Raw genomic sequence first — 12,537 nt, forward strand, 5'->3', positions numbered from 1 at the left:
TACCAACAGAGCGTGAATAAAACAGCAGCCTCATCGAGATGAAGGCGATTACATAACACTGCGCCGTCCCTGTTTCTCAGGGTGGCGAGAGCAGTTATATGGAATTATCGTCCCGGGCAAGACGACCTGAGATTAATTTGAAGACATACCCTTGTATGGAATGTATTCATTAAGGTGGATTAATTTGACTATACCTTATGACTCTCCTTTTCTCAACTCTCTTGTTCATAGAGGGCGCGAGGTGTATCCAGCCTTCAGCAGTCGAATGACTGCCCCGCGCCCCGTCTCCGTCGACCCCGTCAGCCATGCCCATAACAAAGAGCAAGCCAAGGCAACGGTTGCCCAGGCTTGCTCTTTGTCGCTCATCTTGAATGGAGAATGGAGAGTGGACTAGGTGCCGAACTGTGCGTAATGCAGACGACTGTAGTGCCCGCCTACCTCCAGCAGCTCCTCATGCCGTCCCTCCTCAGCGATCCCTTCCGGTGTCACAACAATGATCCGGTCGGCATTTTTAATCGTAGCCAGACGGTGGGCAATAACCAGTGTTGTTCTGCCCTGGGACAGCTCGGCCAGCGATTGCTGGATCGCTACCTCTGTCTCGGTGTCCAGCGCAGAAGTGGCCTCGTCCAGGATGAGAATCGGCGGATTTTTGAGGAACATCCGGGCGATCGCCAGACGCTGCTTCTGTCCGCCGGAGAGCTTCACCCCGCGCTCGCCGATGACGGTCTCGAGCCCATCCGGCTGTGAACGGATGAAGTCGTCCAGCCGCGCTCTGCGCGCAGCCTCCCATACCTCCGCCTCCGCAGCATCCAGCTTGCCGTACATGATATTTTCGCGGATCGTGCCCGCGAACAGAAATACATCCTGCTGCACAATCCCGATCTGCTTGCGCAATGAAGCCAGCTTCATCTGGCGAATATCTACCCCGTCAATCGTTATGGAGCCGCCAGTGACCTCATAGAAGCGCGGCAGCAGGCTGCAGAGCGTAGTCTTGCCTGCCCCCGAAGGGCCAACGAAGGCGACCGTCTCGCCCTTGTGTATCGTCAGGCTGATATTGCCCAGCACGCTGCTCTCATTCTCGTAGCCGAATGCTACATTGCTATACCGAATGCTATCCCGCAGCGGAGCCGCCTCGATGGCGTCAGGCGCATCAGCAATATCCGGCTCAGTATCCAGCAGCTCGCAATAGCGCTTGAAGCCGGCAAAGCCTTGCGGATAGCTCTCGATAATCGCATTGATCTTCTCGATCGGGCGGAAGAACACGTTGGTCAGCAGCAGGAAGCCGACAAATTCACCAGCCGTCAGCTCGCCGCGGATGACGAACCAGGTGCCGCATACCATGACGAACAGGCTGACAAAACGCATCAGCATATAGCTGATGGACGAGTTGAGAGCAATCAGCTTGTAGGAGACGAGCTTAGTCAGCCTGAAGCGTCCATTGTTCTCATTGAACCGCTCCTTCTCGAACTTTTCGTTGGAGAAGGCTTGTACGACGCGGATGCCACCCACATTGTCCTCCACCCTGGCATTGAAATCCCCTATGTCCTTGAATAACTGGTGAATGGCCTTGGTCATTTTCTTGTTGAAGAAGACGACCAGCCAGATAATGACCGGAATAACGATAAAGGTGAGCACGGCCAGCTTCCAGTTAATGAACAGCATCAGTGTAAATGAACCCAGCAGCGTCATGACGGCGATGAATAGATCCTCCGGGCCATGGTGCGCCATCTCGCCGATCTGCATCATGTCATTGGTCAGCCGTGACATCAGATGACCGGTCTTCGTATTGTCGAAAAATCGGAACGACAGCTTCTGGATATGGTCGAACAGCTTCCTGCGCATATCCGTCTCGATATTGATGCCCAGCATATGACCCCAATAATTCACAATATACTGAAGCAGCGTATTCAACGCATAGATGGCCAACAATGCCAGACTGGCAGCAATAATCAGGCTCCAGTTCTGATCAGGCAGCAGCTTGTCCACAAAATATTGGACAGCCATCGGAAAGCCCAGCTCCAGCAAGCCAGCAATGACGGCGCAACCAAAATCAAGCATGAACAGCCCCCTATAGGGCCGATAGTACATAAAAAAGCGGCGGATCATTTCTGTCTCTCCTTCTATGATTTGATTATCATTCTCAACTACCCCCATATAGAATACTATCAATTGGCAATGTGGGTCTAGAGAAACTTTGTTGCCCTGCACCCGACATTATTGCTTGAGGCCAACTTCCAAGCTGTCGCCAGCCGCCAAATTCGCTGAGCTTATTGAACGCAACGGCCAATTCGTATATGATATTGCAGAGGCTTGCCCTGTCCTGCGTCTAGCGCGTAGGCAGGAATTAACGGAAAGGAAGCTCCTGAATTGTCTATGAAAAACACAAATACGGCACTGATTCTTTGGGGATGTCAACTGCTTTATATTTTGTTTGTGCCCGTATGGTTCATGACAGCAATGATGTCGGGCATATTGGTGGATGGGCCGCCAGCGAACGGCCAATTCGGGCGGTTGATGCTGTATGTGCTGATCTGGATCTATCCATTTGTAGGCTGTCTGGCCGCACTATTCGGCTGGCTGACCTACCATCTGCACAAATTCAAGGCGGCGCGCATATTTAACGGACTGCCCATGCTATGGGTGCTGTCGCTCTCCTATGTGTTTCTGTTCGTCTATCGCTAGGTATGACACATGGCTCTTCTCTGGATTCGGCCTCGGATTCTGTTCCGTCCGCTCCATGAGGAGAGCCTTCGTCAGTTGTAGCTATAGTTGAGAAGATTCGGATATCCAGCTCCCCGGAGCACATCACCGGCCTGCTGGAGCGAGCCTATCAGCTTGGGAGAAGCTACGAGCTGCAATAAAGTTAAGTGGCTTTCTATCTCAAAAGGGACTGCCGTATGAGCGCTCCATGGCGTCACGCTAGCAGTCCCTCTCTGTCAATCGCCTTCCAAGCCCTAAGTCGTCAGTCTAACCAAGAGCGGTACTCGCCATAGCCTTCCTTCTCCAGATCCTCCTTCGCAATGAAGCGCAATGCCGCAGAGTTGATGCAATAGCGCAACCCTCCCGGCGCAGGACCATCATGGAACACATGACCCAGATGGGAGTCCCCCTCCTTGCTGCGAACCTCGGTACGCACCATTCCATGGGTCAGATCCATCTCCTCGACGATCGAGGCATCATGCAGCGGTCGGGTAAAGCTTGGCCAGCCGCAGCCGGAGTCGAACTTGTCTCTGGAGCTGAACAACGGCTCGCCGGAGACGATATCGACATAGATTCCCTCACCCTTGTGGTCCCAGAACTCATTGCGAAATGGCGGCTCGGTCGCACTGTTCTGTGTCACTTCATATTGGAGCGGTGTCAGTCGTTCGCGCAGTTGCGCCTCATCCTTCTTGTAGCTCCAATGCTGCTTAATGAATGCATCACGCCCCGAGCCCTTTCTGTACATTTTGTAGCGGAGCGGGTTCGTCTTGTAGTAGTGCTGATGGTAATCCTCAGCCGGATAGAAGACACCGGCCGGCGTAATCTCGGTTACGATCGGACGATCAAACCGCCCACTGTCCTCCAGCTCCCGCTTGGACTGCTCAGCCAATTCCCGCTGGCGCTCGTTATGGTAGAAGATAGCTGTGCGATAGGAATTGCCCCGGTCATGGAATTGCCCGCCGGCATCGGTCGGATCGATCTGCTGCCAGAACAGTCCGAGCAGCTTCTCATAGGGGAACTGCTGCGGGTCGAATGTAATCTGTACGGCCTCAGCATGCCCTGTCGTCTCGCTGCATACTTCTTCATAGGTTGGATTCTCCGTATGACCGCCGATGTAACCGGAGACGACCTTCTCAATGCCTGGCTGCTCATCGAACGGCTTAACCATGCACCAGAAGCATCCCCCTGCAAATGTTGCCAGCTCCAGACCTTTCTGTTCTAACTCTGTCATCTTCACTTCACCGCTTTCTTGCCGTTATGATGCAGGCAGGACGCAGGACACCCGCTCCCTTACCGGTATCGTGCTGGAGCGGCTGGCTGCGCCATCCTGGCTGTTCATGTTCCTTGCTTCCATTATAGTCACAGATACAGCCCACTGCAATCAAAGGCAGCTCGCCATATAACAGTACATAGCCTTTCACTCATGTAGCGTGTTGGTCCTTGCAGCTATTGCTGCTCGCGCAGCTCATCCTCCGGGTCCCAGATTGACCAGGCAGCCTCCAAGTAATTGCCCGCGTCATCGCGGAAATAAAAGTACTTGGCCTCTCCTTCTCCAAGCGACTGCAAAGGCTCCACCTCAACTCCTCCAAGCTTCAGTCGGCGGTGCGTACCCTCGATGTCCGGGCAGTTGAAGGCCAGAATCGGAAAGGGTCGGCCGTTGCGCGCCAGATACAAGGGTCGATCATCTTCCGTCTCCACTAGCAGCAGCGCCGCCGAATGGAGATGTGGAAAATGCAATACAGCAATCATGGAGCCGCGATCCTCGAATTTTTGAACCAGCTTACATTGCAAATGCTTCGTATACCATTCGATCGAGCTGTCGATATGTGTCGTTGGCGCATAAGCGTATCCAATACGTGTAAAGGTAAGATTTGAATTCATCCGTGCCGCCCCTCCAAGACAATAGAATCATTTCCATAATATTGTAACTTGTGGAGCATGATGAATGCCAGTCCTCATTCCTCCAGCATCACCGATGTCTCGGCCAGCTCCCTCCCGTTCACGAGGAGTACGATCCGGTGTAAGCCCGGATAGTGGCGGCGCGTGGTCAGATTCGCCCAGCGATGCTGACGGACGCCGCGCACCGTATGCCCGCCTGCCACGGTTTTATCCGATAGCAAGAACAGCTTGCGCGAGACCCGTCCCCCTGACTTGACAAAATCGATCGCATACTCGATACGAATCCGAACCGGCTCCCCCTCCCGCACACGCAGTTGGTAGGATAGCTCACAGCTCCCGCCGATCGCAATCGTATTCGGCATAGCCGTCAGCTCGGCCACTGCCAGTTCCTGACTCGAATCTGCCGCGGTATAGCCAAACAACTCCAGCGCCCTTGGATGAGCCTTGCGGATCAGCGTCCTGCAGCCATGACGCATGATCCAGTCCGTATGGGGATGGCTTCCGAGCCACTCCGCTGCCAGATCGAGCACAGTCTCCGGGTTATCCTTGGCAATGTCGTTCAGATTATTGGCTACACTCTTCCGCACATACAGCGAGACATCTGACTTCAACTGCTCCAGTATCGGGATGATCGGCGAGGGATCATGCTTGAACATCGGCAGAGCTTGTCCCCATGGAAGCCGGGGTCGACATCCCTCGCTTGCCAGCCTGCGGATATGCTCGTCGCGGCTTTGCGCCCAGTTGCTCATCTGGCGCATCATCCGCTCTGGATCACGCAGCAAAAAAGGCCGTACCGCGAACTCGGATGATGACTTGCTGGTGAAGCGCTCCAAGGCTTGCATCGACAGATTGAAATTGTGCTCCTCCTGTCCGTATACCTCCACAAAATCCGGGAAGAACAAGTAGGGAAAACCCACACAGCTAGCATCAATGGCATAGAGGACGGACAGTGCTTCTTCATACGCCTTTGGCAAATGCTCCCCCAGCACGGTGCTGATTTTACGCATCCTGCCCTTCAGCTCCAGCTCCTCCCATGACCCTGCCGTTACCTCCGCAACAAATCGCTCGGCCGGGAACGGCGCCCATGCCCGCTTCACCTTGTCTGCAAACTCCTCCAAAAATGATACGTTGTACACTGCCTTCAATGGCTCCGCCATCTGGCCCCCTCCTCTTATTGAACGGCATCCCCCAAGCTACGCGCTATCCATATTAGTGATGTTACGCATACCAACAGATGAAAGCTGCAGTTCTCTATTCCGCCATCATAGCACATGAAACTTGACAATATTATGTCAGCTTTTAATTTTCTATATATTGTAAACGTTTACAATTATATTTTATGTTTCATAAAATTACAAAATGTGTAATATCCATATATTCACTTGCAAATAGAGTACTGTGCATTCGGTATGTATACCATCTTCAGGAGGTGCAGCTTAATGAGATCAGTAGCAGATTATTTGGCTGAAGCATTATGCAGTCTGGGCGTCACCAGGAGCTTTGGCATCATTGGCAAATCGGTCTGTCCCGTGGTGCTGAAAATGGTGGATTACGGTATTGAATTTATCCCCGGACGACATGAAGCAAGCTCAGGCTTTGAGGCAGCGGGCTATGCGCTCAAGAGTGGGAAGCTCGGGGTCGCCATCGGCACTTCTGGCCCCGGAGGCACCAACCTGCTTACGGCTGCTGCTCATGCCAAGGCCAATCATCTCCCGGTGCTGTTCCTTACCGGCCACCAGTCCATACAGGAGCTCGGCATCCCCCAATGCCAGGACTCCTCATCGTATCTGGCCGATCTGGCGGAGATGTTTCGCCCCGCCACGCTGTATAGCAAGCTGGTTGAGCGCGGCGATCACTTTGGCACCCTGGTCACTCACGCCCTTTCGCTTGCGTTTGGTTCTGTCCGAGGCCCTGTCCATCTATGCCTGCCGTTTGATGTGCAGACTGAGAAGCTGGCCTCCTGCTCGATCCATCTCCCTCAGCCTGAACCTCTGGTCAGCCTCGGCAACCATGATCACGCTATTCAAGCCATCCTCAATGCGGAGCGTCCGCTCATCATTGCGGGCAAGGGCATCAACCGGGCGGGTGCGCACTCAGAGCTGCTCCAGCTCGCCGAGACCTGCCAGATTCCTGTGGTCACCTCCCCGGGCGGGAAGGGAGCAATCGTCTGGAATCATCCGCTATACCACGGGCCGATCGGAGTCGGCGGCTGCGCGCATGGAGACCGCTTGCTCAATCACAGCGACCTGTATGTTGTTCTCGGCTCACGACTGAGCGACATGACCATCTGCAACCTCAAGCCCGAGAATCATCCCAGGACACTCCTCCAATTCGACTCTGATCCCACCTTTGTCGGGAAAATCCTATCCTCTTCTCACACCATCCCGGTTACCGGAGACCTGCGCGCTAATTTGCAAGGCCTTCTAAGGAAGCTTCCCAGCTCACCCGCACCGCTGCCCTCCAATTCAAGCGCACAGCCGACGCCCTATGCCGAGCCTCTCCCTCAACTGACGGATCTGTCTCTTGCCTCCGTTCTACAGACGATGAGCTCGTTGCTGCCATACGACCATACCTTGTTCGTCGATGATGGCAGCCACGGCTTTCATGCTGTCAAATGGTATAACGTTCAAAAGCCCGGCAGCTTCATCTTCGACGCCTACTTTGCCTGCATGGGCAATGCCATCGGCATGGCGATTGGAGCCAAAGCCGCTTCCCCAAATGAGACCATCGTGTGCATCACAGGTGACGGATGCTTCATGATGCTCGGTGCCGAGATTCATACCAGCGTATGCCGGGGTCTACCGGTTATTTTCATCGTCGTCAACAACATGCAGCTTGATATGGCGCTCAAGGGAATGCAGAAAACAACAGGGCGCACGGATGGCACATTGTATGAGGTGCCCATGGACGTGGCGATGTTCGCTGAATCGCTTGGCGCAACTGGCATTCGCTGCGAGACCGCCGAGCAATTCGCGGCGGGATTGCGACAGGCACTGGATTCCAGACAGACCACGGTCATCGAGCTGATTACCGACCGCTCGGAGATTCCGCCCACCGCCCACCGTGTGCTTCATATGGATGAATTGGCAAGCAGCCAACGAGAGGAGCGTTTGCAATGAAAGAACAAGTGAACAGCGGCATGGAGCATTTCAGCCAACGATCCGGGGAGTACGGCACCCAGGCATTAGCCCCGATTAAGGAGCATTTCCCGGAGCTGGCCGACTATATATTGGGTCATGCTTACGGGGACATCTTCCAGCGTACTACGATCTCTGAGCAGTGGAAGGAAATATCCATCCTGTCCTCGCTCATCGCGATGGGACAATATGATCAGCTTGGTGTCCATTACGTGATGGCGATCAAGGTGGGCATGACTGTGGAGGAAATTAAGGGGGTACTGCTGCATCTTGCGCCATGTGTCGGCATTCCGCGCATCATCTCCGCTTTCCATGTGTTGCTGTCTGTTCTCAAGCAGCCCTAGCCTGGCAGCCCAGTATACATGTAAGGGAGGAACAAGGTCTGCCAAGACGGGAGCCATGCAGGCATAGCTCCCCGGGCAGTCTACTATACTAACGATCATCATCCATAACGCAGTCCCGACGGCTGGGCAAGCTCCTCCAGCATGACCGACAACGCTTCATACACATTGGGCGGATACTCCGCCAGACGGTGGCATAGATACAGATACCACTCGCTGCCATACGTCAGATAGATGCGTACCGGCAGTCCCTGTGCCAGCAGCTCTGCGCCGAGATCGCCACGAATGCCGTAGAGCAGCTCGTATTCAATCGTTGAGCCGAACTGCTTGCGAAGCTGCTCCACGAGCTGGGAATCATGAGTCGCCGCAGACACCTGCTTACCTGCCGCAACCGCACGCTCTACCAGCCGCACATAACGCTCGTTCAACGCTGTAGAGCGTGGAAGCACGAGCTGCGCCGGCTCCTCATACGCTCCCTTCACAATCCGTATCTCGCCGTCTACCGCCAGCAGCTCCGCCAGATCCTGCTCGGTGCGATGGAGCTGCGCCTGGAGCGTGATGCCCAGATTGCGATGGCAGCTTGCCGCCTCCTTATATACGGTCAGTATCTCATCTGTCTTGGCAGATTCCTCCATACTGACAAAGATCTTCTTGCCTGTCCGCGTAGCCTCCGACGCCAGTCGCCCTAGCTGCTCAAGCGCAAGCGCTGGTGAAACCGCCAGACCAATGTGCGACAGATCTAGTGAGATGCGGCATGGCACCGGCACCATCTTGATGAGGCTGCTGAATTCATCTGCTGCCTGTCGACACTGGTTCGTCGAGACCGTATTTTCACCGATGTATTCAAGCGAGATGCGGTAGCCCTGCTCCAGCAGCCTCCGCCCAGCACTCATCGCCGCTTCGCGATCCTCGCCCGCAACGAATCGTGACGCCGCCAATCTCAAGAGTCGGTACAGCGCGGGAGTCTTCAGAATCTCCTCCTTCAGGCGCGGATTGCGCGCCACTGCCTTGAGTGCGGCGGATAGCCGCGCCTGCTCGGGAGACAACCAATCATAGGTTGGGTTCATGCTCATCTTCTCCTTCCATAGGCCGTAGCCATTAAGGAGAAGTGTAGCATAGGCGCAGCACAGCCCTCTTGTACAAAATTGCTGCCTCGTTCAGATCCACAGCAGACCACCCGCCGCTCACACATACTGGCTGGGTGTCACGCCGACACATTGCTTGAACAATCTTGTAAAATGGCTCTGGTCATAGAAGCCCGCCTCCAGCGCGACCTCAGCAATCGGCCTCCTCCTCCGCAGCTCCCGCTTCGCATAATTAATGCGCAACAGGTTCTGATACAGATGCGGCGGCACATGATGATCCCGCTTGAACAGATGGATCAGCCTGAACTTGCTCAGTCCGGTAAGCTGCTGCAGATCATCCAGAGTCACCTTTTGCAGATAGCATTCCTCCAGATAGGCACGAATGGATTGTGAATGACGGCTGTCCGCAGCGCGAACCGCCGCAGCCTCCTCACGATCATGCTCCTCCCCAACGAACAGCCTGCGAAACAGCCGCACAGCGGTGATCTCCAGAGCGAGTGCCGTACTTCCGCGCCGCAGCTCATGCGCCAACTGACGCATGAGCCTGGCAGGGAGATGGCTCGATTCCCCGCTAAGATGCTTGAACTGCATGCTGCTGTCTTCCACCCCTAATCCGGCGATCCACTGCGGCTGAACGAACAGCATCTGATACCGCCATACTTCATGCGGCCGTGGATTGCAGCAATGCGGCATATGAGCCGGGATGAGCAGCAGATCCTCTCTGCCAAGAGACACTTCCTGTCCATCGCACCAGATGACGCTATCCCCTTCCTCGATCAGCCCGAGCGACCATTCCTCGTGGAAGTGCTTCTTATAGGACACGCCTAGCGATTCACACACCTTGAGTTCCAGAAACGGCAACTCAGGATGGCTATAAAAGGTGATGTCAGACCTCATTATCGCTTATCCTTCCAGAAGTTGAGCGGCTCCATATCCTTCGTCAACGCTTCAAAGCGGTAGCCCTCTGCCTCCAGCCTCTCAAGCAGCTTAGGCAGTATCGATACCGTCGTCGCCTGGTCATGCATCAGAATGACCGGCGTCGTCCCTTGCTTCTTGAGCTTGTTGACAGCCGAGACGACCCCGTCATAGATCGCCTGTGGATTGCGCGGATGCTTCCAGTCCAGGCTGTCCACGTTCCAATCCCACAAATGGTAGCCTTCCTTCGCCAGCTTGTCCCGATAGCTCTGCGTCAGATACGGCTTGCTGCCATAAGGCGAACGGATCAGCGAGGTTTCGACGCCAGTGAGCTTGTTGAGCTTATCCCTTGCATCATTCATCTCCTTCAACGCGGAATCCGGGGACTTGTAGAATTTATCCTTCACATGAGTCATGCCATGCAGCCCCGCACTATGCCCTTCCGCTACAAGCCGCTTCAGCTCATCGGGATGCTTGCCCATGTTGTTGCCGAGCATGAAGAATGTCGCCTTGGCGTTATATTTCTTCAGGATGTCGAGCAGCTCCTTCGTGTGGGCAGTAGGTCCGTCATCAAACGTGATGTAGATCGGCAGCTTCCGCTCGCTCTCCTCCTTCTTCACCAACGCCTTATGCTTCTCCACAAACTTGTCATTGCTCAGCTTTGCCTCGCTGTTTGTCGCGCGAGCCAGTGTCCCATCCGCCAGCGTTGTCAGCTTGTAGCCGAAGTATTGCGTGATATAAGCAAACGGCACCATCAAGCGTCCGTCCCGTGTGAACATCCATAGCTTGACTTCTTTTCCCTGATCAACAATGGCCTTGTTGTCGCTTGCGTTCAGCTTGATGACCGTGGTGCCCTTGGACAGCGTAACCTGCCCATCATTCGCTCCGAGTGTTAGATTCATAGCCTGAGCCAATGGGCGCACAGGTACAAATGCGATGCCCGAATGCGTCTCTGGGGCTGTGTCCGGGAACGATAGCCTTTCATCATTCACGCCAAAATACCTGGCATTGCCTAGCGAGGCATGTGAAGGATGAGAAATCAAGATTGTGCTGATTAACAATAGAATGAATGAAACCATAATGCCCTTTCTCATCATACAGACACCTCCGATATTCATGTGTTCTTGCAACTTCATATCAGCCAAAACCTTGCATGACTGCAACGGGCAACAGATCGCATGGTTAGCTAAATGTTCAAGCAAGCCTCTTACAATTACGTAGACGACACGCACGAACAAATGGTTCACACAATTTGCAGAGGCTTGAACAAGTCGCTTCGCAGCACAGATGGATACTGCTCTATGCTCGCAACCGCCTTGTTCTCTCGTACAGTACAATCTATTAATGATAGGATAGAAGTCAAAAAGAAACCTTCTCTATTATACATAGAAAAGGATGTAAGGGGGCAAACTTTTCTGTTAAGGCTGCAAGCGGCTGCGAGCAATCTCCCGCTCCATGAAGGCAATCCATTCTCTGGTCGCATAGCTCGTATAACGGCTGCCGCTCCAGATCATGCACAACTGCCAGTATAGCGGTGGATCAGACAACGGTACGACTGCATAGCGCGTCCTGTCCAGCCTCGTACATACACTGCTGGGAAGCAGCGTAATGCCGTATTTGGCCGCAACCATCTCGACCATAAAATCCCATTGCGACGACTGAAATACGATGTTCGGCTCATAGCCTTGACCCTTGCAGGCTTCCACAATGAGATGATGCAGATTAAACTCCTCGCGAAATAATATAAAACGCTCCGATGCCAGCTCTCGCAGCTCCAGCGATGATTGATGAGCAAGCGGATGCTGCGCATCCAATACACACCGTAACGGCTCTTCTATGAAAGGCATCATATGAAAACGTTCCTGCCGATTGACCGGCAACAGCACCAGTCCGGCATCGAGCTCCCCCGCTTCCACAGCCGCCTCAATCCGCCGCCCGCCATGCTCCTCCAGTAACACCTGTATATCAGGGTAGGTTTGATGAAAGCGTTCAATGATTCCCGGAAAGAAATGCCCCCCCACCATAGGAGGCAATCCGAGCCGCAGGCTGCCACGCTTCAGCTTGACCACATCCGATAGCTCGGCCATCAGGTGATCCATCGATTGAATGACACGCTGTCCCGAGCTTATAAGCGAGCGTCCCGCATCTGTCAGCTCGATCCGCTTGGCCGAGCGGTCGAACAGCTCCACGCCCAGCTCAGTCTCCAGTACTCTGACCATCTTCGACAGTGTAGGCTGAGCGACGTGAAGCTGCTGAGCCGCCTTGCTAAAGCTTCCATAGTGCGCAACCGCCAAGAAATAGTGCAAATGCCGGATTTCCATGATGTCGACCCCATCACCTATAATGATTTGGAATGAAAACTATTCTATATATGTATTTTACCTATATATCACGGTTCTGTACAATAAATTGTAACAACTGTACGCGCTTATGACGCGAGATTAGATGAAAGAAGGGAAC

The 12,537-nt window shown here is 54.0% G+C and carries 11 protein-coding genes; 3 read left to right on the forward strand and 8 right to left on the reverse strand.

What is annotated here, in order from left to right; genetic code table 11:
- Window positions 1-390: 390 nt before the first annotated feature.
- Window positions 391-2,106 carry an ABC transporter ATP-binding protein gene (locus ACY1JZ_RS05090; RefSeq protein WP_270170634.1) on the reverse strand — a complete coding sequence of 572 codons (1,716 nt, stop codon included), beginning with the start codon at window positions 2,104-2,106 and terminating at the stop codon, window positions 391-393.
- A 261-nt stretch (window positions 2,107-2,367) separates the two neighbouring features.
- Here ACY1JZ_RS05090 and ACY1JZ_RS05095 point away from each other — a divergent pair, with 261 nt between their 5' ends.
- Window positions 2,368-2,682, forward strand: a complete 315-nt coding sequence (locus ACY1JZ_RS05095; RefSeq protein WP_270170632.1) for a hypothetical protein — start codon at window positions 2,368-2,370, stop codon at window positions 2,680-2,682.
- 280 nt (window positions 2,683-2,962) lie between these two features.
- Here the strand turns inward: ACY1JZ_RS05095 and msrA are convergent, their stop codons facing one another.
- From msrA to ACY1JZ_RS05110, 3 genes are all read right to left on the reverse strand, one after another.
- Window positions 2,963-3,931 (reverse strand): peptide-methionine (S)-S-oxide reductase MsrA, encoded by a 969-nt coding sequence (gene msrA / locus ACY1JZ_RS05100; protein ID WP_462628328.1) that lies wholly within the window; start codon window positions 3,929-3,931, stop codon window positions 2,963-2,965.
- A 215-nt stretch (window positions 3,932-4,146) separates the two neighbouring features.
- Window positions 4,147-4,581: a VOC family protein gene (locus ACY1JZ_RS05105; RefSeq protein WP_462628329.1), complete on the reverse strand. Its 435-nt coding sequence runs from the start codon at window positions 4,579-4,581 to the stop codon at window positions 4,147-4,149.
- 74 nt (window positions 4,582-4,655) lie between these two features.
- A complete protein-coding gene (locus ACY1JZ_RS05110) occupies window positions 4,656-5,756 on the reverse strand; it encodes a DNA alkylation repair protein (RefSeq protein WP_462628330.1) in 1,101 nt (366 codons plus the stop codon).
- A 282-nt stretch (window positions 5,757-6,038) separates the two neighbouring features.
- Between ACY1JZ_RS05110 and ACY1JZ_RS05115 the strand changes: the two genes are divergently transcribed.
- Both ACY1JZ_RS05115 and ACY1JZ_RS05120 read left to right on the forward strand, forming a co-directional pair.
- On the forward strand, window positions 6,039-7,718 hold the full coding sequence (locus ACY1JZ_RS05115) for a thiamine pyrophosphate-binding protein (RefSeq protein WP_462628331.1): 1,680 nt from the start codon (window positions 6,039-6,041) through the stop codon (window positions 7,716-7,718).
- A complete protein-coding gene (locus tag ACY1JZ_RS05120; protein ID WP_270170622.1) occupies window positions 7,715-8,080 on the forward strand; it encodes a carboxymuconolactone decarboxylase family protein in 366 nt (121 codons plus the stop codon). Before ACY1JZ_RS05115 ends, ACY1JZ_RS05120 begins: the two co-directional genes overlap by 4 nt.
- A gap of 98 nt (window positions 8,081-8,178) precedes the next feature.
- On the opposite strand, the gene ACY1JZ_RS05125 is transcribed toward ACY1JZ_RS05120, so the two are convergent.
- The 4 genes from ACY1JZ_RS05125 to ACY1JZ_RS05140 all read right to left on the reverse strand — a co-directional run bounded on the left by ACY1JZ_RS05125 (window position 8,179) and on the right by ACY1JZ_RS05140 (window position 12,398).
- Complete coding sequence (locus ACY1JZ_RS05125; RefSeq protein ID WP_462628332.1) at window positions 8,179-9,144, reverse strand: proline dehydrogenase family protein; 966 nt, start codon at window positions 9,142-9,144, stop codon at window positions 8,179-8,181.
- Between the two features lie 117 nt (window positions 9,145-9,261).
- Window positions 9,262-10,059: a helix-turn-helix transcriptional regulator gene (locus tag ACY1JZ_RS05130; RefSeq protein WP_270170618.1), complete on the reverse strand. Its 798-nt coding sequence runs from the start codon at window positions 10,057-10,059 to the stop codon at window positions 9,262-9,264.
- The gene (locus ACY1JZ_RS05135; protein WP_462628333.1) at window positions 10,059-11,174 is read right to left on the reverse strand and encodes a polysaccharide deacetylase family protein; all 1,116 of its coding nucleotides are present in this window, start codon (window positions 11,172-11,174) and stop codon (window positions 10,059-10,061) included. The genes ACY1JZ_RS05130 and ACY1JZ_RS05135 overlap by 1 nt, the downstream gene beginning before the upstream one ends.
- 321 nt (window positions 11,175-11,495) lie before the next feature.
- Entirely contained in the window at window positions 11,496-12,398 is a 903-nt protein-coding gene (locus tag ACY1JZ_RS05140; protein WP_462628334.1) for a LysR family transcriptional regulator, read from the reverse strand.
- Window positions 12,399-12,537 lie beyond the last annotated feature (139 nt).

The sequence above is a fragment of the Paenibacillus sp. J5 genome, from assembly GCF_054955055.1.